Consider the following 25,287-nt stretch of genomic DNA (forward strand, 5'->3'; position numbering starts at 1 on the left):
GGTCAGAAGATATCTCAATTATATTTTAATTTCATTTTGAACGATTTTTTTTAATTATTGGTCTATCTATTTTATTACATTTTGTATTAATTGTCTACTTTTGCTCTCACTCAATATGAGATAAAGTATTTATTATGAGTTTTTTAAATTTAATATTATGGACTTGAAGAAAGCATTGTTTGTTTGCTTGTTGTTCTATTATGGAACAAGCGCTAACTCCGCTTTACCGGAACATTCTTCTATGTCTGGTAAGACTAATATGTCGGAGCAAGCGAAAGGTATTCGTATCAGTGGTACGATAACCGATAAGGACAAGAATCCTCTTCCTGGTGTGAATGTACGTGTACTGGAACAGACAGGGACTGGAGTGATTACGGATATGGACGGACATTTTTATTTGAATGTACCCGGAAAGAATTCTGTAATAGAGATTTCGTATATTGGCTTCAAAACTCAACAAATAAAAGTTGGAAGTAAGATTAATTTTGATGTAATTTTAGAAGAAGATATTGAAGCCTTGGATGAAGTTGTAGTTACTGGATATGGTAGTCAGAAGAAAATGTCGGTTATCGGTTCTATCGAGACATTACAGCCTAAGAAGTTACAGGTTGGTGCCACACGCTCTTTGTCTAATAATCTGGCAGGACAGATTGCCGGTGTGATAGCGGTTCAACGTTCGGGAGAACCGGGTTACGATTCCTCGAATTTTTGGATTCGCGGTATTGCTTCTTTCTCCGGTGGACAATCTCCGTTAGTGTTGGTAGATGGTATCGAGCGCGACTTGAATAACATAGACCCCGCTGAAATTGAATCTTTCTCAGTATTGAAAGATGCATCGGCGAGTGCTATGTATGGTGTACGTGGTGCAAATGGTGTCATTGTTATCAATACGAAGCGTGGTAAAGTAGGAGCTCCTTCTGTCAATTTGCGTGTGGAACATTCTATTGCAGAGCCGACAAAACTTCCGGATTTTATTGGGGCAGCCGATCATATGGCATTGATAAATGAAATAACAGAGAATAAGTCGCGTTTGCCTTTCAGTCAGGAGCAGATTGACAGAACGAGAGATGGTTATGACAGAGATTTGTATCCGGATGTAAATTGGCTGGATGAAATAACAAAGGATTATGCTTATTCTACTCGTGCGAATCTGACTGTATCAGGTGGTTCCGATTTCCTGCGCTATTCGTTGGTTGGTTCTTATTTCGGTGAGAAGGGAATCATGGAGACGGATAAGTCTTTGCCTTATGATACAGGAACGAAACTAACTCGTTATAATATGCGTGCGAATGTTGACTTGGATGTGACTAAGACAACAGTGCTGCGTTTAAATGTCGGTGGGTTCCTCCAAACACACCGCAAACAGGCATTTAGTACGGACGATGCTTTTGATAGAGCGTTTATAACTTCTCCTTTCGTGTATCCTGCCCGCTATTCAGATGGGACTATTCCAATTATGGCTATTAATGATGTGAACCCTTGGGCAGCGGTGACACAGCAAGGTTACGACGTAGTTACAGCTTCACAGATTCAGTCACTCTTTGCTATTGAACAGAATCTGAAGATGATCACGCCGGGATTAAAAGCGAAAGTAACCTTTTCTTTCGACCGTTGGAATCAGAGTTCGATTACAAGGGGAAAGGATGCTACTTATCATAGTATTGCTACCGGACGTGACATTGAAGGTAATCTGATTCATTCTGTACTTAAATATGGAGATGACTCTTTGGGACATGGAAATAAAGGGGAATATGGAAATTCGAGGGTTTATTTTGAAGGAACATTAACGTATGCTCACACTTTCGGAAAGCATGACGTAGATGCATTGTTTCTGTATAATCAGCAAAGTTATGATAATGGTAGTGTACAACCTTATAGAAAACAAGGTATTGCGGGTAGATTGTCTTATACTTTCGATAGCCGTTATGTGACGGAGTTCAACTTTGGATATAATGGTTCAGAGAATTTTGCTAAAGGTAAACGTTTCGGCTTTTTCCCTTCTGTGGCAGTCGGATGGTTATTGTCTGAAGAACCTTTCATGGATCGTTTCAGAAATACATTGAGTAAATTGAAATTAAGAGGTTCTATAGGAAAAGTTGGTAATGATGATATCGGAGGACGCCGTTTTGCCTATATAACAACATTGAATACCAATGCAGATAAGTATAACTGGGGTGATACAGGACAGATTGGTCGTACCGGTATTTCAGAAGGAGAAGTTGGAGTTGAAAATCTTACCTGGGAAACAGCTCTGAAAATGAACCTTGGTTTTGAACTGGGATTATGGAATGAATTGGAATTACAGGTAGATGTTTTCAAAGAAAAACGTACCAATATCTTTATGCAGCGTAAGATTATTCCTTCACAGACAGGATTCTTGACTAACCCTTGGGCCAATTTTGGTGAAGTGACTAACCGCGGTGTGGAATTCTCCTTAAACTATAATAAACAAATTAATAAAGATTGGTTTGTAGGTTTCCGTTCTAATTTCACATATGCTATTAATAGGGTGGACGAATACGATGAGCCAGAAACTGTGAAAGGTACATACAGAGGATTGACAGGCCGTTCATTAAATACTTTGTATGGATTGCAGGCAGAAAGATTGTTTACAGAAGATGATTTCGATGCGAATGGTAATTTGAAATTCGGTATACCGACACAGGACGTTGGAGCTTCAAAAGTACGTCCCGGTGATATCAAATATATAGATATGAATGGCGATGGCATTATCACTGATGCGGATGAAGGATACATTGGTGGAACGGTAGACCCGCGTATTGTTTATGGTTTCGGAGGTAATGTGAGCTACAAAAACTGGGATTTGAATTTCTTCTTCCAGGGAACAGGTGATACTTATCGTGTGATTGGTGGAACTACGTATTTCATTCCGGGTAGTGGACAAACATTACAAGGCAATGTCTACTCTAATTATAACGACAGATGGACAGAAGAGAATCCTTCCCAAGATGTATTCTGGCCGAGATTGACGGAGGAACCTAACAGACAGAACTACCGGAATTCTACATGGTGGAAAAAGAATATGCGTTTTATGCGTTTGAAAACGCTGGAACTTGGATATACTTTACCGCAATCTGTAACTGATAAGATACATTCTAAAGCTATTCGTTTTTACGTGAGTGGTAATAATTTATTCTGTTTCTCTCCTTTCAAACTGTGGGATCCGGAATTAAATACGAACACCGGTCTGCGTTACCCGGCTATGCGTTCTGTAATGTTTGGAGTTGACCTGAATTTCTAATTAAAAAAAATGACGATAATGAAACTTAAGAAATATATAGTTGCTGGTTTAATAGGCATCGTATCGTTGGGTTCCTGTACGTATCTTGATAAAGAACCGGATACGGAAATTGATATAGACATGGTCTTTGAGAATAAGACAAAAGTAGAATCATGGCTGGCCAATGTATACAGCCGTATCCCTAATCCGGGTAATGACTGGTTAAATACGTATGGTTGGGAAGTGTTTGCAGATGACTTGACTGCTTCTGCACGTTGGCAGCAATGGGACTGGCCCAATATCACCAAGATTTTTGGTGGATGGACACCGAATACACAATGGGCAGGAAATTTCTGGGATGGTCTTCCGAGAAAAATACGTCAGGCTTATATTTTTATAGAACGTGTACATGCATTACCTGATTCCGACCTTCCTCAGAGAGAAGTGGATTATATGAAAGCGGAAGCACGTTTCCTTGCGGCCTATTATTGGTGGCAATTATTGGAGACATACGGTCCTATCCCATTTAGACCGAATTACATTGCTCCGACTGACTTTACTCTTTCAGATTTAATGGTCGGACAAAGACCTTTTGATGAGATTGTCAGCCATTTGGATAATGAGATGTTGGAAGCATCTAAACAATTGCCTGCTGTATGGCAGAGTGTGGAGAAATATGGTCGTATAACTTCAGTTATGTGTCTAACTGTTCGTGCGAAGATGTTATTATTTGCTGCAAGTCCGTTGGTAAATGGAAATGAGTGGTACATTGGACATAAGAATAAAGAAGGTGAGGAATTGTTCAATTCTACTTATAGCCAGGAAAAATGGGTGAAAGCGGCAGAAGCCTGCAAACGATTGCTTGATGTAGCAGAGCAAGCCGGTTATCGTTTGTACGTAGAATATAATGATGAGGGAGAAATAGACCCGTTTACTTCGCTTGAAAATCTTTGGTTTACGAAATTTCAAGATGGAAATAAGGAGATATTGTTCCCATATACAAAAGAAGATGCTTATCAAAGTTACCAGTTCTATACGAATAAAGCTGTAACTAAAGAATATGGTGGTGGAAATGGTTTAGGTGTATATCAAGGTTTGGTGGACGCGTTCTTCATGAAGAATGGGCTTCCGAAAGACGATGATAATTCGAAATATGTAGAAGAAGGTTTTTCAACGGAGACAGAAACCCGATCTACTAATTGGACTGGTGGTACAGGGCAAAAGGGAGAAATAACTGCCGAAGGTACATATAATATGTATTGTAATCGCGAACCTCGTTTTTATACTACAGTAAGTTATAATGGTTCTTGGTATGCTTTGGCAGAGCGTAAATTCGAATTCTTTAAGAATCAGAAAGATAATGATTATACACATGATGCACCCCAAAATGGTTATTTGGTTCGTAAGAAAGTATATTCACAGGATAATCCGAAGAATGGTAGTTACAAATGGCGTCAAATGTTCCTATATCGTTTAGCTGCTTCCTATTTGGATTATGCTGAGGCTGTTAATGAGGCTTATGATAATAGAGCATCTCGTGAGGATGCATTAAAATATGTGAATAAAGTCCGTGAACGTGCAGGCGTGCGCCAATATACGTTGGATGCCGTAGCGGCAGATGATGCAAAATACATTCATGTAGATGACAATCAACTGGCAGTACGTGAGGCAGTTCGTATGGAACGCCGTGTTGAACTTTGCTGTGAAGGATCACGCTGGTCGGATATCCGTCGATGGAGAATTGTGGAACAGCTCCCGGAGATGTGTGGAGATGATTATGGTATGAATTTCGCAGGAACAAATAGTCAGGAATTTTATAAGAGAACCGTATTCCAGACACGTGTGTGGAAAAGGGCGATGTACTGGTTCCCGGTATATATAGATGAAATGAATAAGAACACGAACTTGGTTCAGGCGCCTTTCTGGAATTAATTAAATGAAAAGCATAATTATGAATAAGATAATGAAACTAATATGCTTGCTCTTTCTTATGTTGATAGTAGCGAGCTGTAATAAAGATCCGGAGTATTACACGCTTGAAACTCCTGTAGATCAGATGCTTTTGAAGGCTTCTTCTTCTGAAATTACTTTGGAGAAAGAAAAAGAGAATGAAGCAGCTGTTATATTTACATGGGATGCTGCAGCTCAACGTGGAGGAGCTGATGCTACTATCACCTATTTTTTCAGAATGTATATGGCAGACTTACACTCTAATGTGACAGATTTGTATGAGATTGAATCGGAAGAGCGTTCCATTAGTTTCACGCATAAGGAGTTAAATGATATACTGGCTTCTTGGAGTATACTTCCTGGGGATAAGGTGACTATTGAAGCAGAGGTTATAGGACAGGTCAATTCATCTGTAGAATACTTGAAACCGGAGTTGTCGAAGACGCAATTGAATGTGATCGGATATGATAAGAATGCTACTGCGATATATATGGTGATGGTGGATGATGCTGGAGAGAAAACTGTTCGCCGAATGACCGAGAAGGTTGTGGGTTCAGGAGTATATCAGTCGACAGCAGAATTGAAGCCATGTGAGTACTTCTTTGCACTTAGTCCGGATTCTGATTATCCATGCTACATGAAAGCTGAGAATGGAGATAATTCTTTGCAATATGTGGCAGAAGCAGGGAATGGTGAGATGTTTGAAAACACAAAAAGCGGTACCTATACAATAGTTGTGGACTTAAATCGTTTGGATGTGAATATCGTTAGTATTTACCCTTTACCGCAAGGTGGGATTTGGATTGTTGGCGATGCCAGTACCATCGGATGGGATTGGGGTAAAATGAAAAAGGAAGGTGCATTTGTGAATAATGATCCACGCCATCCAGAACGTTGGACGTATACAGGTAACTTTTATGGCGGTAAAGAGTTTAAGTTGGCGTTGGAGCCGAATGGAGCAGATTTTGCAGGAAAATTCTTTTTTGCTCCTTCACAAGGAGCAAATCCGGGCGTAGAACATGAACTCGGAGAAGCAAGGTATCAGGATAATGGCGGTGACTTGAAATGGATTGTTGCTGCTGATGGTAAATACATTTTGACAGTAGACCTTAATGAGATGAAGATATATTTGGAGCCGACTGAATAATCTCCATAAGAAGTAAATTAAAATATGAAAATCATGAAAAAACTGTTTATAATACTATATCTGCTTACTAATATATTTGTATTGGGAGCATGTGGAGATGTGGAAAGTGAGGGTGACCCACAACCACGTGTACCGAGAGTAGAAGTGGAATCTGATGATTATTATGTACAGATTACACAGGAAAATATGGATGGGGTTGCTTTTGTCTACCGTTGGCTGGATATAGAAACAGCATCGAAGTATGTTATGACTTTAGGACTGCAGGTAGATGGAGAAATAACTGAAACAATGGGTGTGGAAGATAAAAGCATACTTACTTATAACGGAGTACGCGAACAGCTTTTTACCAATCAACAGATAATGGAATATATGAAAGCTTTTGGAGTGGACGAAAAAGAAGCTCAGTTTAGCATTACATTGGAAGCGTTTCAGTCGGATGGTATGCCAATTACTTCAGAAACGGACAAAGAATCAAAGACTTCCATAATCCATATTGTATTGGGACCTGGTGTTGAATTGAATTCGAGTATGGAATAGATTAGTAAAATTAATAAAAACTGAGAACTTATGTTATACTTACAACATACAATTACGCTTGGAATATTTTCCCTGCTTACATGGGGGTGTGGTAACAGCGATAAACAGAAAGGTGAAGCAGAACAAGCTCCATTGGCAGACAAAGTGTGGTATTCAAATCCTGTCATCGATTCCGATAATCCGGATCCGACAGTGATAAAAGCGGAAGACGGATATTTCTATTTGTATGCTACCGGAGGAAATACATGGATACACAAATCCAAAGACTTGGTTCACTGGACTTATGTGGGCGGTGCTTACGAGGATGATAAAAAACCGTCATGGGAACCGGAAGCAGGTATTTGGGCGCCGGATATCAATTATATCAATGGAAAATATGTGATGTATTACTCCTTGTCCAAGTGGGGAGGTGGAGCAACTTGTGGTATTGGTGTTTCTGTTTCGGACAAGCCGGAAGGACCGTTTACCGATCAAGGCAAATTATTCCGTAGCAATGAGATCGATGTTCATAATAGTATCGACCCTTTCTATATTGAAGATAATGGTAAAAAATATCTTTTCTGGGGAAGCTGGTATGGTATTTGGGGTATTGAATTGACTGAAGACGGTCTTGGACTGAAAGGAGGTATTGAAAATGCAAAAGCGACAAAAATACAGGTTGCTGCCAATACTGGAGGTACCAATGCTTATGAAGGATCATATATCTTGAAAAGAGGTAAATACTATTATTTGTTCTGCTCTACAGGTACTTGCTGTGACGGTGCAAATAGTACATACCAGACAGTTGTATGTCGTTCCACCGAGCTTTTTGGTCCTTATTTGAATAAATCAGGTGACAACATGAATGATAATAAACATGAGGTACTGATACACAGAAATGATGCGTTTCTGGGGACAGGGCACAATGCTGAAATAGTGCAGGATGATGAAGGTAAAGATTGGATTATCTATCATGCTTACCGGACTGCCGATCCATCTTTAGGTCGTGTAGTATTGCTTGATAGAGTTTATTGGGATGACGATGATTGGCCGTATCTCGTAGGGGACGGACCGGTTGTGAAGGCGGAAGCTCCGACTTTCAAGAAGAGTAAGTAGTTGACATAGGGTGGTTGTAGCTATGATAACTGCAACGACCCTATTTTATTCTCGAATTATAAATTTATTGCTTTTAAATGTTATCATGAAAAGAGGATTATTGCTTTTACTCTGTGTCATGCAGAGTTTTATATTTGTATTGCATGCGCAAAACACACAGCGAAATATTGCTTATACAGATGGCAATGTAAGATTTACAGTCATTTCTGATGGAGCAATCCGTCTGGAATATGCACCGGATGGGAAATTCGTGGACGATAGATCTCACATCGTTGTGAATCGTAACTATCCCCAGGTAGATTACAAGCTAAAAACAAGAGGAGGATGGGTTGAAATAACGACTTCCAAAATGAAGATGCGTTATAAGAAAAAGAGTGGACAGTTTACAGATAAGAACTTGGTTATCACTGCCTCTAAAGAAATATTACCTTTTACTTGGAAACCCGGTATGCAACAGAAGGGCAACTTGAAAGGAACCTATCGTACATTGGATGGTATGGATGGTGATACACAGACACAAACATGGGTGGCTGATACAAAGAAAGGTGATAAACTGAAACTGGAAGATGGCCTGTTGGCTACGGACGGTTGGACTCTGATTGATGATTCTCAGGGACTTTTGTTTGATGATAATAAAGATTGGGATTGGGTGAAAGAGCGTCCGGCTAATGGCGGACAGGATTGGTATTTCATGGCATATGGACATGACTATAAAGCTGCCTTGAAAGATTATACCCTCTTTGCGGGAAAAGTACCATTACCTCCCCGGTATGCATTTGGTTATTGGTGGTCACGCTATTGGTTATATTCTGACAGGGAGTTCCGTAATCTGATTGATAATTTCCATACTTATCAGATTCCTTTGGATGTATTGGTGGTAGATATGGACTGGCATTATACAGAACAAGGAAAAGGTGGTTGGACCGGTTGGACATGGAATCGTGATTTATTCCCGAACCCAAAGGAGTTTTTGGGATACTTGAAACAGAATGATGTGAAAATCACCCTTAACTTACATCCGGCGGATGGAGTAGCTTCTTATGAAGAAAAATATTCTGGATTAGCAAAAGATATGGGAGTTGATCCTCAGTCCAAACAGACTATTCCATGGATAAATTCAGATAAGAAGTTTATTAAAAATATGTTTAAGAATGTATTGACGCCAATGGAGAAAGATGGTGTTGATTTTTGGTGGCTGGACTGGCAACAAAGGATATATGATCCGAAGGTGAAGAATTTGAGCAACACTTGGTGGATTAATTATGCTTTCTTTAGTAATATGGAAAAGAACAGGGACACACGTCCGATGCTATATCACCGTTGGGGAGGTTTGGGTAATCATCGCTATCAGGTGGGGTTCTCCGGTGATGCAGTTGTTTCATGGAAATCATTAGATTTTCAGCCTTACTTCAACTCGACAGCTTCCAATGTATTATATGGTTATTGGAGTCATGACCTAGGAGGACATATCGGTGAAAGTATAGATCCGGAAATGTACACTCGTTGGTTGCAATTCGGAGCCTTAAGCCCGATTATGCGTACACATTCTCAAAAAAGTGCCGGTTTGAATAAGGAACCATGGGTATTCAACAAAGAATATTGTGATGTTCTTCGTAAGACAATCCAGCAACGTTATGAGATGGCGCCTTATATTTATACAATGGCTCGTAAAGGTTATGATGAAGGATTATCACTTTGCCGTCCGATGTATTATGATCATCCGGATAATAAGGAAGCATATGAGTTCCGTAATGAATATATGTTTGGAGATGATATTCTGGTTGCTCCTGCCACAGCTCCTGCAAAAGATGGTTATGTACAAGTGCGTGTGTGGCTGCCCGAAGGTGAATGGTATGAGTTGCATACAGGTACCTTACTGAAAGGAGGACAAATAGTGGAACGTCCTTTTGCTATTGACGAATATCCGATTTATGTAAAAGCGGGAGCGGTATTGCCGATGTATACAAGAAAGGTGATGAACCTGAACGGTAATGATGAGGAGGTTGTTGTTACCGTATTCCCTGGTGGAAATGGAATTTCGTCCTTTAATTTTTATGAAGATAATGGAAATGATAAGAACTATGCTTCGGAATATGCTGTGACTAAATTAACATCTTTCAGCCAAGGGCAGGAACGAACGATTGTTATCGGTAAACGTGATGGCCGATATAAAGATATGCCTGAATCTCGTTCATTCAAAGTGAAAGTGCTCTCATCACTTGTTCCTCAGTCTGTCACTGTAAATGGTCAACCTGCCAAATATGAATATTTGGGTGAAGAGTTTGCTCTTTCGGTTGATTTGCCTGTTTTGTCATGTGATCAGGAAAAGGTTATTAAAATAGTTTATCCTACGGAAACAGCTGATATGAACGGCTTGTTGGGAGTATCTAGACGAATAGCTAAATCTATGGAGCAGTTAAAATACCGTGATTCATATATTTGCTTTAAGGAAGAATTTGGTAAAATGGGAAGTCTGAGTGAAGCGGTAATCTATGCACCGGAGAAGATCTCTTCTTTAGTTTCCGATTTTTGGAAAAGTTATACTGACCTCCCGGAGGTTTTGAAGCGTCAGGGTTTGAATGACGAAAATAAAGCTTGGTTTTTGCAATCTATTTGCTGGAGCAAGCAATAGTATGAGAAATGTAATAGTGGGGTGATAAAAGCTCCCACTATTTTTTTATATAAGTAATGAAGGGCAAGCCAGATACTACTGTAGTTGATATTTTCTGATGTTGCTCCATTTTAGAAAGAGTTTGTATTTTTATGACCATTTATACAACTATGCTATATGTAATATCACTTTCGGGGGGGGAGATATAGGTTGGATGATAATAGAGAAAAGCACACAACATAAGCTAAAATAGTAAAAGTGCTCCAAAACATACTAGGATAGCTGTTTTATAGGTTTTTGACCTGTTTTTGTCATTTATTGAACCGTTATTTTTATTCTATTAATAGGATAGCGTTTTATTTTGCATTTCGTTAATAGTGCACATTGGAATAATGCATAGTTATTTTTTCTTTTGATTTTTATATTTATTGTTTAACGAATAATTTAATACAATGAAAAGTCTTTTTAAAACAAAAAAAGGAGGGAAACAGGTTAGGTTTGTATTGTTTTCCTTGATTTGCTTGGGTGGATTGGGTAGTTGCATGGACAAAAATGTGGAAGTAAATCTTCCGTCTTATGTAGCTTCTGATCCTAATGTTGAAGTTGTTTTTACTGACTATTCTCCTTTGGAAGGTGCTGTACGCACGAACATGTTTATCAATGGTAGTAATTTTGGGACTGATCCCTCACTGATACGAGTGGTTGTCGGTGGTAAGGAAGCGAAGGTTGTTAGCTCTTCCGGTACACAGATTTATTGTATTGTTCCTTCCCGTGCGGATGGAGGGTCTGTGCAGGTGGATATATTGAATAAAGATAAAAGTTTGAATGCTACCTATACATTTGACCAAAAGTTCTCTTATCAGTATAATGTAGTTGTCGGCACGTTGTGCGGTGTAGTAGATAGTGAAGGCAATACTTCTATTACGGATGGTAATTTTGATAAAGCAGGAACTCAAACTCCTCTTGCCATGTACTATGACGAATCATCAGGCGAACGTTGCATTTATTTTTTCGAGAATGAACATAGTTTACGTAAAATTTATCTAGATAAGGATTCCATAGCTACTGTGATTACTAATGGTGCTGCTGGTTGGAGTAGTGCTCCGAGTGGACTTGGCTGGAGTGTGGACAGGGATACTATGTTTGTGAACTGTCCGCAGGGGAATGTAGAACGTGCAGGAGCTTATTACCTACTTCGTAAAGAAAATTTTAAAAACTCTTATCCGGCTTTAAATGGAGATGATTTCAATACATTATTCACGCATCCTATAGATGGTACTATCTTTTTGTGTCGTGGTCGTGATGCTACGCTTCATAAAGCGGTTTGGAATGAGAAGACACAAATGTGGGATCCGAAGCAGATTGCCAAGATGGGACCAAGCGGCTGGTTCCAATGTGTTACTTTTCATCCAAGTGGAAATTTTGCCTATTTAATAGCACGTGACAAGCAATGTGTGATGAAAGCAGAATATAATTGGGCTGGTAAATATCTGGAAACTCCTATTACTTTTGCTGGAGAGTTCGGATCATATGGTTACAAGGACGCATCCCAGAATTCTGCCCGTTTTGATAATCCAATGCAAGGGTGTTTTGTGTTGAACGAAGAATATGTGGCAGAGCAACGTGCGGATATATATGATTTTTATCTTACTGATGCTGCCAATCATTGTATTCGTAAGATCACTCCTGATGGTATTGTTACAACGTTTGCCGGTCGTGGAAGTTATTCGACAGATCAGATCGTGTCAGGATATATTGACGGTGATCCTCGTGAAACAGCACGTTTCAACTATCCTTTAGGACTTTGTTATGAAGAGTCTACAGGTACTTTCTATGTTGGTGACAACGGTAATCACCGTGTTCGTACCATTGCATTACAGTAAATTGATGATTAACACACAATTCTTATTTTATGAGGAAATTTTTATTTATGATATTATTATTGACAACAGGTTACGTCATTGATATGTATGCCCAGAGTCAGACGATAGAGGTAACCGGTATGGTCAGAGATGCCGAAAAGATACCTTTGGCTGGAGTCAATATTTCGGTAAAGAATGTTGCAGGTTTGGGAGTTATCACCAACATTGATGGTGAGTATAAGATTAAAATAGCTCCTTACAGTACGCTGATCTTTTCTTATATAGGATTTGAAACACAAGAAGTCCTGATAAAGGATAATATGAGTAAGATTGATGTCACATTGCGAGAATCTTCTGCTAGTGTGATTGATGAAGTGGTTATCACCGGTACAGGTGCTCAAAAGAAAATAACAATGACAGGTGCAGTTTCTACGGTAGATGTGAATGTGTTGAAGTCATCTCCTACTTCAAGTCTGGCAAATGCATTGGCTGGAAATGTTCCTGGTGTGTTAGCAAGGCAGACTTCCGGTAGACCGGGAGCCAATATGTCAGAATTCTGGATTCGTGGTATCTCTACTTTTGGGGCAGGTTCCGGAGCATTGGTTTTAGTAGATGGATTCGAACGTAGCCTGAATGAAGTCAATGTGGAAGATATTGAGTCATTCTCTGTATTGAAGGATGCTTCAGCTACAGCAATTTATGGTAGTCGTGGTGCAAATGGCGTAGTGTTGATTACTACTAAGAGAGGTAAGGCTGGTAAAATTAATATCAATGCGAAAGTGGAAACTTCTTATAATACACGTACCATGACTCCTGACTTTGTAGATGGTTATACTTACGCTACCATGCTGAACGAATCACGTACAACTCGTTCTCAACAGCCGATGTATTCCCAAGATGAGTTGAGACTGATTCAGACAGGACTGGATCCGGATTTGTATCCGAATGTAGACTGGATGGATGTATTGTTAAGAGACGGTGCAATGACTTATCGTGCTAATCTTGATATAAGTGGCGGTGGTTCTGTGGCACGCTACTTTGTGTCAGCAAGCTATGTTAGCGAGGGAGGTATGTATAAGACAGACGGTAAGTTGAAAGATTATAATACAAATGCCAATTACCAGCGTTGGAACTATCGTATGAATGTAGATTTTGATGTTACAAAGACCACCATGGTGACGGTAGGTGTTTCAGGCTGGCTTTCTACTCAGAATGATCCGGGACTTGGCTCTGATGCATTGTGGAAGTCCGTAATGGGACAAACACCTATTAATATGCCGGTGATTTTTTCGAACGGAAGAATTCCGGCTGCAGGAACAAGTGAACGTACTAATCCATGGGTAATTGCTACACAAACCGGTTATTATGAGGAGTGGCAGAACGTAATTCAAACGAATGCGACTTTGGATCAGAAATTGGATTTTATAACGAAAGGTTTGAAGTTTACCGGACGTTTTGGATTTGATACTTATAACAATAACTATCGTAATCATAAGCAGTGGCCTGAACAATGGCAAGCCGAACGTCAGCGAGATTCTAACGGGGAAATCGTTTTCAAAAAAGTGGCAGAGAAACAGCTGATGTTTCATGAGTCTTCTGCTTCAGGTAACCGTAGGCAGTTTTTGGAGGCTATTTTGCAATATGATCGTCGATTCGGTGATCATTCGGTGGGCGGTACGTTGAAATATACTCAGGATGAATATGTCAACACACAAAGTACAGCCGGCTATGATTGGCTACCTAATAGACACATGGGACTTGCTGGTCGTATTACCTATGGATGGAAATATCGCTATATGGTTGATTTCAACTTTGGTTACAATGGTTCAGAAAATTTTGCCCCAGGCAACCAGTTTGGCTTCTTTCCTGCATACTCAGTAGCATGGAATATTGCGGAAGAACCTATTATTAAGAAGAATCTGAAATGGATGAATATGTTTAAGCTTCGTTATTCTTATGGTAAGGTAGGTAGTGACAATATTGGAACTCGTTTCCCTTATCTGGAGCTTTTTGAAAGTAGAAATCCTTATAATTGGGGAGATTACAATACTCCTAATGTGGATAATGGACAGATTTATAAGCAGATATCTTCTTCTGGTGTGACATGGGAGATTGCTACTAAGCATGATATAGGTGTTGACTTCTCGTTATGGGATGACAGGTTTACTGGTACTGTAGATTATTTTCATGAAACACGTGATGGAATCTTTATGCAGCGTCAAAGTTTGCCAGGAACTTTAGGTTTGAGTTATCTTACACCTAGTGCGAATGTAGGTAAGGTACGTTCTACCGGTTTTGATGGAAATGTGGCTTTCAAACAGGATATAGGCAATGTCAGTCTGACTGTACGCGGTAATTTCACTTATAGTAATAATAAGATTCTGGCTGCTGACGAGGCAAATAGCGCATATCCTTATATACGTGATACAGGGTATCGTGTCAATCAAGCGAAAGGTCTGATAGCTCTTGGCTTATTTAAGGATTATGATGATATACGTAACAGTCCTCAACAAACAGAATGGGGAACAGTAATGCCTGGTGATATTAAATATAAAGATGTGAACAGTGATGGCGTGATTAATGATAGTGATAGGGTACCTATTGGTTCTACAACCCGTCCGAATTTGATTTACGGCTTTGGTATGTCTGCTACATGGAAAGGGTTCGATGTGAATCTACATTTCCAAGGTGCTGGTAAATCCTCTTTCTTTATTGATGGTTTTGGAGTCAGACCATTTAGTGGTGGTGACTGGGGTAACATTCTTACGGATGTAGTAGGAAACTACTGGAGTCTTGGCACGAATGAGAATCCTGATGCCAAATATCCTCGTTTGACCTGGCAGAATAACAGTAACAATAACCGTGAATCGACATATTGGTTGCGTGATGGTTCATATCTGCGCCTGAAAACGGTAGAGGTGGGTTATACACTTCCAAAGAACATCAGTCGTGCAATCTTGATGAATAATGTACGCATCTTCTTTATCGGGACAAATCTGTTAACATTCTCTAAGTTCAAATTATGGGATCCTGAAATGGGGAGCTCTAACGGGCAGCAGTATCCATTGTCTAAAATGCTCACTTTAGGTTTAACTGTTAATATATAATACGAAATATGAAAAAGAAACATATATTGTTTTCCACCATTATCAGTATGGGAATGATGGTTTCCTCTTGTTCAGATTATTTGAGCGTGGAGGGGAAATTGGGAGAAAATACCCAGAGTTTGGAAAATATATTCGAAAATAAAGAATGGTCGGAACAATGGTTGGCGACTGCATACGCTTGGCTGACATGGAGTAACATCGATATTGGTTCGAAAGATAACTGTATTACTAACTTTTCTGACGATATGTGTTATAGCGACCGTAATCTTGAATATCGTGTATTCAAATATTGTGAATATGATGAGAATTGGAAACAAGACTCCTGGGCACAAGCTTATGATGGTATCCGTCATGCCTCGATTTTTATTCATAATATTGACAGAAATAAAGAAATGACTCCGGATGAAATTGTTGATTATAAGGCACAGGCTCGTTTTGTACGCGCTTATTTCTACTGGAAGTTGTTGCAAAAGTACGGGCCTATACCAATTATACCTAATGATGGTGTGATGGACTATAATGCTGCTTATGAGGATCTTTATATCCCACGTAGCACGTATGACGATTGTGTCAACTACATTGCAGAGGAAATGAAGCTTGCAGCGAAAGACTTACCATTGAAACGTGATACACGTAATATGGCACGTCCTACTCGCGGAGCAGCTTTGGCAACTCGCGCAAAAGCATTGCTTTATGCTGCCAGCCCTCTCAATAATCCGCGTCCAACCGATACTGAACGTTTCACGGATTTGGTGGATGATGAAGGACGCTATCTGATGGCTCAAGAATACAATGAAGAAAAGTGGGCAAAGGCGGCAGCAGCTGCTCGTGATGTGGTAGAACTTGGTCGTAAGGGTGTGTATGAGCTACATACGGTCTCAGCTCACTCTACTGGTACAATTGATAATCCGGCAACGATTGCTCCTCCTACGCATGCGGTATATTCTCATGCGGATTTTCCTGCAGGATGGCGGAATATTGACCCGTTACAGTCTTACGAGACACTTTTTAATGGAGTGATTTTTCCTTCGGAAAACAAAGAGATGATTTTTACAACCGGACAGAACAACGGAGATATCAATACGATGATTCAACATCAGATGCCAATAGCATTCGGAGGTTATAATTGTCATGCTATGACAGGTAAGCAATGCGATGCCTATCAGATGAATACCGGAAAACCTTTTGATAAGACGAAAGACTGGACGGGTGATGAAAATTATGTGAGTGCCGAGGAAGCAGCTAGTGGTGATTGGGCACCATTGGTGGAAGGTGTGAATAAACAATATGGACATCGTGAACCACGTTTTTATGCTACGGTAGCATACAATGGTTGCTTATGGAATGGTACTAATGCTGTACAGTCGTATGACCGGAATCTAATCATATGGTATTATCGTGGTGAAGAGAGTGGCTGGAGTAATTCAGGTGATCGTTGGTTGGCTACTGGTATTGGGATCAGGAAATTTGTTAGTTCTCGTGACAACTTTAAGACAGAGGGAGGGGTTATCTCAAAGCCTGTGATTGGTATTCGTTATGCTGACGTGTTGTTATGGTATGCAGAGGCATTAAATGAATTAGGTGCGAGTACTTATCAGATTCCTTCATGGGATGGAACTCAGTCTTATGATATTTCACGTGATAAGAATGAAATGAGTTATGCTATTTCCAGAGTTCGTATTCGTGGAGGAGTTCCCGATTTTGGATCAGATGTTTATGAGAATGCTGATGAGTTCCGCAAGCATTTGAAGCATGAGCGCCAGATAGAGTTATTTGCAGAAAACAGTCGTTACTTTGATCTGCGCCGTTGGAAGGATGCCGAATATGAGGAGTCGCAGCAGATGTATGGTTGCAATGCATATATGAGTAAAACAGAAAGAGACTTATTTCATACTCAAGTGATCAATTCGAACTTGCCGACTACTTTTAGCCGTAAAATGTATTTCTGGCCGATTTCCCATGATCAGTTGAGAAGAAACTTGCGTCTGACTCAGAACCCGGGATGGACATATTATGATTAACCTTATTAAATGGAAAAATATGAAAAATTATATCGTATATTTTATATTGTTATTAACGCTTGTTCTGACTGGTGCATGTAACAATGAATGGGTGGAAGAAGTGTATGTGCAAAATGTCGGATTGAAAGCCCCTGTCAATAGTAAGGGAGTGACTGATGTATATTTGCGTTATCAAGCGAACGGTGAAGTGACTTATCGGCTACCGGTGATTGTAGGTGGCTCTACTATGAATGAAAGAGATCTGGATGTTGCTATTGATGTGGATCCGGATACATTGATTGGTTTGAATGAAGCTCGCTGGAAACAACGTGAAGACTTGTATTTTCAATTGCTGGATAAGAAACACTATGAGTTTGCCTCTCCTACTTGTCATATTCCGGCTGGGGAATGTCAAGGTTTGTTTGATATTAAATTCAAATTTAGCGGACTGGATCTTGTTGATAAATGGGTACTTCCATTGACGATTTTGGATAGTGACTCGTATGATCCGAATCCACGCAAGAATTATCGTAAAGCACTTCTCCGTGTGATGCCGTTTAATGATTATTCAGGAGCTTATGGGGCCACCAATATGTTTGTATATATGATGGATAATACGAGTGCTATGGTTTCAAGTACACGTACCTTGCATGTAGTGAGTGAGAATCAATGCTTCTTCTATGCCGGAGTCATTAGTGAAGAATTGAAGGATAGAGATAAATATAAGATTGTGTTGACTTTTAACGAAAATGGGACACTGACAGCTGAACCTGCCGATCCGACTAATGCCATGAACTTCCGACTTATAGGAGATGCGCCTACTTATACGACTAGCATGTCTTTAGATGAAGTAACTCCTTATTTGGAACATCATTTCACGACGATTTATATGTCATATACGTATGATGATGTGACAACGTATGAAGATAAAGATATCGTTGTACCTTGTCGTGCTGAAGGTAGTATGTTGATGGAACGAAAAGTTAATAGCTTGATTCCTGATACAGACCAAGCTATTCAGTGGTAAAAATGGGAAATATGCCGCAAGAGTAAGATCTTATTGTCTGATATTTATTGATACAAAATATCGTGAGATGATATTCTGTAGAATAAAGCGGAAAGTCAGTTTATAAATAGAGAGAAGGCTATCTTATTATATATAAGTTAGTTTTCTCTTTATTTTTTCAGCAAAAAAACAATAGGTTCTTGACAAATGCTTTTTATTTCCTGATTAGTATCAGAAATGGTGTATCGGCTATAGGCAAAAAGGCTACAAATTTCATGAAATTTGCAGCCTTTTTGTTGTAATAGATAGAGTTGAGAACTCGGAAATCCGATTGCAAAGTTTTTAATAAACTCAAATACTGTTCTTAATAAACTACTCAAAGGTTTATTTAAAACGTGATATCCGTTTATATGGGAAATTGTTCATATTTTTGTATGTTTTCAAGTTTGCGTTTGGAATACTCTTTGCTAAAGGTAACTATAATAAACAAATTAGAAAGTAATCTAATGATACAAGTTATTCGTTTTATGCAAAATTTAGACGTGAAGTTCCAGTATGAAACGGGTTCCTTTGGTATAACTGGTATCTAGCGTCAGGCTACCATTCATTTTTGCGGCGATAAGTGAGCAGATTGGTAATCCTAGCCCATCTCCTGTAGTGAGGTCTTTCACTTCCGTGAAAGGCTTGAAAATATTTTCCTGTTGCTCTGCCGGAATACCGATTCCCGTATCCGTCACGATAAATTGATGAGTATGTGCACCACGTTTCTTGAACTCAAGGCTGATACGTCCTTGTTCGGTGTAGTAGGCTGCATTTTTCAGTAAATAGAGAAGGATACGTTCCAGTTGCTCCTTGTTTGTCTTTACCTGAAGTTTGGGAGCGTTGACTGAAGGAGTAACATCTATTTTTATATGCTCCTTAACCTTATCCATTACATTTTCGCAGAAAGTACCTACGTTGATTTCACCCAATTCATAGAGTTCGGTTAATGAATTCTCTAATGAAGACAGTTCCTGGATATCATCGCTGAATTTCTTCAGAGCAGCGACTTGGCTCTGCATTTGGCTCGCTTCTTGAGGGGCTTTCTGTAAAAGTTCATTCGCAGAGGTAGCCAACGTATTCAAAGTCGGTTCCATCTGTGAGGATATGTTCTGAATGAATTTGGTTTTTAATTCATTATGTTCATTGGCAATCTTCACACTTTTCTTTAATTTGCGGTTGCCGGCTATAAATTTCAGTAATATGGCGGCCAGTATTGCCAGTCCGGCAACGAGGATGACTACAAGAACACACAGACCTATAATGATGTATTGTTTGGCTGATAGTGTGTCGTCTTTTTCTTGTATAGTCAGTTGGCTTTCGTCATATTTCCTTTTCAGTACATTCAGTTCGTCTTGAGCTGTCAGAGCTTTCACGGAGTCTGTCCAAACGATGTAACTTTCATAGGTGCGTTCCATTAAAGGGGCATTATTGGCTTTACGGGCAATTCCGATAAGGTTCTTGTAGCAATCATTCACTTTGGCATAGTCTTTCTTTTCCTTATATTGATTAATCAGTTTGCGGAAACAGGCATCACCTTGCGTGTTTTGGTTAAATGTATAGTAATAGTTGGCTTTTGTATACAGTAAAACCTCTGTCAGTGAGTCATTCTTGGCAAGGTTAGCGGTTTCTTCCAATTTATTCAGCTGTGTTTTTGCTTGGGCTGGATTTTTAAGTGCCGTGTACATCTGCAACCGCTCCTTGTTTACGAGGAAGCGGAGGTCATAAAAGACTTTCTTCTGATTTTGCTCTCCGGTCCATATAAGTTGGTCCATGTCACGACAAAGTTCGAATCCTTCTTTGTAAAAGTTCTCTCTGACGTATAAAGCATTGGCCTGAACACCACATTCTATCGCCTGTGGATAGTTTCCGCGGGTTGCAAATGCTTCGTATGCTTTTTTGAATAAGTAACGCGCTTTGATGTAATCTTTTTGATTGAGACTGCTTTGCGCTTGTTTTTTTAGTTCTGTGGCTCTGTCCTGGGGAGTTTGCGCATAAGCCAATATGCTCAAACAAAATATCATTAAAAGACTTGTTATTGATGTTTTCATATGATTGCATATTTGTTTGTCACAAATGTAAAACAAATATATGAAAAAAGATAGTGTTATCGATGAAATAATTCTCTTATGTTTATATTCATTGTTATTATCCAGCCCAGTTCTCTCTGTCGAGATTCCGATAACTGATAGCCTCTGCCAAATGATTGGGGAGTATTTGTTCTGCTCCTTCCAAATCGGCGATTGTACGGGCAACTTTTAAAATCCGGTCGTAGGCTCGGGCAGATAAATTGAGTCGTTCCATTGCATTTTTCAGTAATGCAAGTCCTTTGGCATCCGGTTGAGCGTACATTGCAAGCAGTTTGCTGTTCATTTGTGCATTGCAATAAATTCCGGTATATTCGGTGTAGCGTCTTTCCTGCATTTGACGGGCTTTTATCACTCGCTGTCTGATGATATTGCTCGATTCTCCCTGTCTTTGATCGGAAATCTTATCAAAGGGTACAGGTACAATCTCTATCTGAATGTCGATGCGATCTAATAATGGACCGGATATCTTATTCAAGTACTTTTGAACCTGTCCGGGGCTGCATACGCATGCTTTTGTCGGATGGTTGTAATATCCACAGGGGCATGGGTTCATGGATGCAATCAGCATCAGATTGGCCGGATAGCTGATAGTACTTTTGATGCGGGAAATAGTGATCTGGCGGTCTTCCAATGGTTGACGCAACACTTCCAGCACTCCTCGGTTGAATTCCGGCAATTCATCTAAAAAAAGTACCCCATTATGCGCCAGACTGATTTCTCCGGGTTGTGGAAAACTACCTCCACCAACCATCGCCACTTGGGAAATTGTGTGGTGAGGGTCGCGGAATGGGCGTTGGGAAATCAATGAGGATCCGCGTTTTAGTTGTCCGGCAACTGAATGTATCTTGGTGGTTTCCAGACTTTCACCCAGTGAAAGAGGAGGAAGAATGGAAGGAAGGCGTTTGGCCATCATCGATTTACCGCTACCCGGAGCACCTACCATTATTAAATTATGCCCTCCGGCTGCTGCAACTTCTAGTGCCCTTTTTACATTCTCTTGCCCTTTAACGTCTGCAAAATCCAAGTCGCAGTTCGTCTGTTGTTGATAGAATTCTTCCCGTGTATTAACAACAGTCGGCTCTAATTCGCGTTCATTATTGAAGAATTCGACGACCTCCTTGATATTACTGACTCCGTATACTTTTAATTGATTGACAACGGCAGCTTCCCGTGCGTTTTGTTGGGGGATGATTAGTCCTTCGAAACCATCTTCGCGCGCTTTAATAGCAATGGGAAGCGCACCTTTGATAGGTTGTATACTTCCGTCCAGGCTTAGTTCGCCCATTAACAAATAGCGGGAAAACTTCTCGGAAGAGATTGTTTCATTAGCTCCTAACAACCCGATGGCAAGAGGCAAGTCATAAGCTGAACCCTCTTTACGGATGTCGGCTGGTGCCATATTGACTACTATATTGCTAGTGGGCATTTTATAACCATTCACCAGCAGTGCGGAGATAATACGTTGATGGCTTTCTTTGACCGCAGAATCCGGAAGGCCGACGAGATAGAACATACAGCCGCGCGAGCTGTTAACTTCGATTGTGATGAGTGTTGCATCAATCCCTTGAACAGCCGCTCCGAATACTTTAATTAACACGTTTGATTATTGATTATTTTTTCTTCTTATTGTCTTGTTTTTCCTTTTCTTCAGCAGCAGTGACTACTTCCTCAATTTTCTTCTTCAATTGTTCTCCTTTGAGGTTTTTCGCGAGAATCTTACCGTCTGCCGACAGAAGAATGTTGCTGGGAACTTGCTTGATGGCGTATTGTTTGGCTACTTCGGAATTTAGTCCGCCAAAATCACAGACTTGCTCCCAATTGAGCGTATCACGTTTTATAGCATCCTGCCATTCTTGTTTATCCATATCAAGGGAGATACCGAGCATGGCTATATGTTTGTTCTTCTTATATTTCTGATAGATCTCTTTTAACTCGGTATTGCTTTGGTGATTGGAAATGCTATCTCCCCATGAAGCCCAAAAGTTGATTAACAAGTTCTTTTTCTTGAAATCTTCTGATGACCGGGTAATTTTCTCTCCTTTTATGTTAGATAGACTGAAGAAGGGAGCATATTTGCCTGTTTCTGTTTTCTCTGACAGTGAGATGGCTTCGTTGAGCTGTTCAATATACAGCTTGTCTTGCAATATTCCTGTCATGACTTCAATTAGCTTCTTTATTTTGTTGAAATCGGGCGAATCTTTCTGAACAAAGTATTTATCCAACAAGTAGAGGCTGACAAAAGAAGAATGATGCTTCATGATGAATTCTTCTGCTTTTTGCTCTAAATCTTTCTCGGATGGGGTAGGCAGGCTATTTAGTTCTTTCTGAAAGTTTGTAAACTCTTCATTATATATATTACCATTGATATCCAGATATTCCGGGTGATTGATATCTCCTTTTATTTTGATCTGATTTCCTTTGTCAAGGAAGATTGGATATTCTGTCTGATTGTCAATAAGTAAAAAGGCAGAAGTAATGGTGTCTATTGAAGCTGTATAAGAGAATTTATCGTTCTTCGCGAAAATGGTATCTATCCGGTCGAATGATTCGTCCATTCCATACAGATAAAGCGTATCTGTGCCCAGGCCTTTGATTTCCCCGGTTATGCTAACCTTCTTTGAAGATTTACCACAACTGCATAGACAAATGATTATGAGGATTAAAATGCTACTCTTTTTCATTGCTTTGATTTCTTTTCTGCGAAAGTACGGTTTTTACAGATAAAAAAAAAGAATTGCCCGTCATTTATAATGACAGGCAATTCTTAATATTTAAAATAGAGTGGTAATTCTCTTATTTAATGATGTTCATGAAATCTGCATTTGTGAAGTATTTTGCAAATTCCAAGTCAGTAGCTGCTTTCTTAGCTAATGACGAATCTTTAGCAACTGCGCTCTTTAAGCTGCTTGTTACCATAGAAGAATTGTTAGTTCTAGCACCTAAAACTGCCATCAGGTAGTCAGTGTAAGCATCCGGTCTTGTTACGTTAGCCAATGTGTTTTTAGCTTTGTTGTAGTCCTTAGCAAGGATTTGAGCCAAAGCAGCACTGTTAGTCTTAGAGTCACCGAATGAGTTAACTGCTCTTTCATATTGACCTTGAGCGATGTACAGGTTACCCATAGATTCGCCAAGTTCTTTTGTTCCGGCAGCTTTACCGAAGTATGCTTCTGCAGCAGTTTTGTCACCCTTCATCAAAGAAACCAAACCTAAGTTCATGTTAACTTCAGGAGTAGCATTAACACTGGCAGCTTTCTTGAAGTAAGATTCAGCTTTGTCAATGTTACCAGCCTGGTAAGCTAATTTACCCAAGTTGTTGTAACCACGGTAATCGTTCGGGAATTGTTTGGTAGCTTGAGTATAGATAGCTTCTTGTTTAGCAGGATCGCTAGTCAGTGTAGCAGCATACAGCAATTCTTCTACATTCAGTTCAGAAGGATTAGAAGAAGCCAGTTTAGTGATTTCTTCGTCAGACTTACCGATGATTTCATAGTTCAAAGTCAAACGAGAACGACGCAACTGAGGAAGAATAGTGTTAGCCAATTCTTTGTATACAGCAGAGATGTTTTTGATTTCGCTTTCTCTTTGAGCAGGGTCTTGATACATTGCAATAACGCGGAGGATCAACTCTTTGTCTTGGATGTTAGATTTAGAAACCAGTTCTTGGAAACCTTCCCAGTCCTGTGCAGTATATTTAGCATCGATCGGAGCGTCGATTTTTGCTTTCTTCAGGTCTTTGCTCAACAGCTTGGTTGTGTTGTTTTCGCGGTTTTCAGCAAGAGTAGTATTCAAGCTTACACCACCATCAGGAGAAGCGTATGCAGAAACTTCGATGTTGCTGATCTTCTTGTTAGCAGCTTCGTTTACGTTAGCTACTTCTTTGTTGAATTCTTTAGCAGTCTTCAACTCGCTGGAACGAATGTTAGCTTGTTGGATCAAGAACATGATGTTAGCATCGTGTTTTTCTTTGATAATACGTTGGAAAGCGTCTTCGCCCAATGCAGGGTTGGCGTTACCTAATGTATTGTTTACTAATTCAGAAGTAGAGATTACACCATCAGCAATTTTCACAGCAGGAATAGTAACTACTTTCTTACCGATAGTAGCTTTGAATTCCAGGTACAATTCAGACTTAGCCATTTCCGGAACATAGTCAAAAGAAGTTTTCATAGTGTAGCTACCGCCCATCTTGTAAGAGATAGTCTGGTCGTTACCTTCCACTTTTTCACCTTGGAAAGTAGCTGGTTGGCCTTTAGCTTCGCCGCCATTCCATTTCAAAACCGGAGTAACTTCTACAACCGCTTTCTTGTTGAAATACTTTTCAGGAAATTTACCATTGATGGTCGCAGGAACTTTACCACCTACTGCCTCCAGCACTTGCGGAGTAACAGTGAAGTAATCAGCTGATAATTCACCCATTTTTTTGCTGCAAGAAGAGAATAATGCAACAACCATTGCCATGAGTAAAGGCAAGTACAACTTCTTAGTCATTTTAGGTATAAATTAAATGTTTGTAATTGAAATATCGTCTATTTGCCAACCTCCTTCTGCTCACACAGAAAAAGTAACGCAAAGATATTAATTCTTAATATAATTATATAGATA

At 39.8% G+C, this 25,287-nt stretch carries 14 protein-coding genes; 10 read left to right on the plus strand and 4 right to left on the minus strand.

Annotation, left to right across the window (positions count from 1 at the left end; genetic code table 11):
- Positions 1–157 precede the first annotated feature (157 nt).
- The 10 genes from DXA54_RS03445 to DXA54_RS03490 all read left to right on the plus strand — a co-directional run bounded on the left by DXA54_RS03445 (position 158) and on the right by DXA54_RS03490 (position 18,577).
- Positions 158–3,262 carry a SusC/RagA family TonB-linked outer membrane protein gene (locus tag DXA54_RS03445; RefSeq protein ID WP_008646554.1) on the plus strand — a complete coding sequence of 1,035 codons (3,105 nt, stop codon included), beginning with the start codon at positions 158–160 and terminating at the stop codon, positions 3,260–3,262.
- 18 nt (positions 3,263–3,280) lie between these two features.
- On the plus strand, positions 3,281–5,173 hold the full coding sequence (locus tag DXA54_RS03450; protein ID WP_004311154.1) for a RagB/SusD family nutrient uptake outer membrane protein: 1,893 nt from the start codon (positions 3,281–3,283) through the stop codon (positions 5,171–5,173).
- 19 nt (positions 5,174–5,192) lie between these two features.
- Positions 5,193–6,338, plus strand: coding sequence for a SusE domain-containing protein (locus DXA54_RS03455; RefSeq protein WP_004311155.1), 1,146 nt, complete (start codon positions 5,193–5,195; stop codon positions 6,336–6,338).
- Positions 6,339–6,362: 24 nt separating this feature from the next.
- Positions 6,363–6,875: a hypothetical protein gene (locus tag DXA54_RS03460; RefSeq protein ID WP_004311156.1), complete on the plus strand. Its 513-nt coding sequence runs from the start codon at positions 6,363–6,365 to the stop codon at positions 6,873–6,875.
- 30 nt (positions 6,876–6,905) lie between these two features.
- On the plus strand, positions 6,906–7,970 hold the full coding sequence (locus tag DXA54_RS03465; protein WP_008646550.1) for a family 43 glycosylhydrolase: 1,065 nt from the start codon (positions 6,906–6,908) through the stop codon (positions 7,968–7,970).
- Between the two features lie 85 nt (positions 7,971–8,055).
- Entirely contained in the window at positions 8,056–10,602 is a 2,547-nt protein-coding gene (locus DXA54_RS03470) for a glycoside hydrolase family 31 protein (RefSeq protein WP_004311159.1), read from the plus strand.
- A 431-nt stretch (positions 10,603–11,033) separates the two neighbouring features.
- Positions 11,034–12,464, plus strand: coding sequence for an IPT/TIG domain-containing protein (locus DXA54_RS03475; RefSeq protein ID WP_022199415.1), 1,431 nt, complete (start codon positions 11,034–11,036; stop codon positions 12,462–12,464).
- Positions 12,465–12,493: 29 nt separating this feature from the next.
- Positions 12,494–15,550, plus strand: coding sequence for a SusC/RagA family TonB-linked outer membrane protein (locus DXA54_RS03480; protein ID WP_004311162.1), 3,057 nt, complete (start codon positions 12,494–12,496; stop codon positions 15,548–15,550).
- 8 nt (positions 15,551–15,558) lie between these two features.
- On the plus strand, positions 15,559–17,571 hold the full coding sequence (locus tag DXA54_RS03485) for a RagB/SusD family nutrient uptake outer membrane protein (RefSeq protein WP_004311163.1): 2,013 nt from the start codon (positions 15,559–15,561) through the stop codon (positions 17,569–17,571).
- A 19-nt stretch (positions 17,572–17,590) separates the two neighbouring features.
- Positions 17,591–18,577, plus strand: coding sequence for a DUF4973 domain-containing protein (locus tag DXA54_RS03490; RefSeq protein WP_004311164.1), 987 nt, complete (start codon positions 17,591–17,593; stop codon positions 18,575–18,577).
- A 515-nt stretch (positions 18,578–19,092) separates the two neighbouring features.
- Here the strand turns inward: DXA54_RS03490 and DXA54_RS03495 are convergent.
- The 4 genes from DXA54_RS03495 to DXA54_RS03510 all read right to left on the minus strand — a co-directional run bounded on the left by DXA54_RS03495 (position 19,093) and on the right by DXA54_RS03510 (position 25,173).
- Positions 19,093–20,646 (minus strand): sensor histidine kinase, encoded by a 1,554-nt coding sequence (locus DXA54_RS03495; RefSeq protein ID WP_032852407.1) that lies wholly within the window; start codon positions 20,644–20,646, stop codon positions 19,093–19,095.
- A 97-nt stretch (positions 20,647–20,743) separates the two neighbouring features.
- The gene (locus DXA54_RS03500) at positions 20,744–22,282 is read right to left on the minus strand and encodes a YifB family Mg chelatase-like AAA ATPase (protein ID WP_118218590.1); all 1,539 of its coding nucleotides are present in this window, start codon (positions 22,280–22,282) and stop codon (positions 20,744–20,746) included.
- 13 nt (positions 22,283–22,295) lie between these two features.
- Positions 22,296–23,366: a TlpA disulfide reductase family protein gene (locus tag DXA54_RS03505; RefSeq protein WP_004296528.1), complete on the minus strand. Its 1,071-nt coding sequence runs from the start codon at positions 23,364–23,366 to the stop codon at positions 22,296–22,298.
- A 112-nt stretch (positions 23,367–23,478) separates the two neighbouring features.
- Positions 23,479–25,173, minus strand: coding sequence for a tetratricopeptide repeat protein (locus DXA54_RS03510; RefSeq protein ID WP_008642433.1), 1,695 nt, complete (start codon positions 25,171–25,173; stop codon positions 23,479–23,481).
- Between the last annotated feature and the right edge of the window lie 114 nt (positions 25,174–25,287).

It is taken from the genome of Bacteroides sp. OF03-11BH (genome assembly GCF_003604005.1).
Taxonomy (GTDB): Bacteria; Bacteroidota; Bacteroidia; order Bacteroidales; family Bacteroidaceae; genus Bacteroides; species Bacteroides ovatus.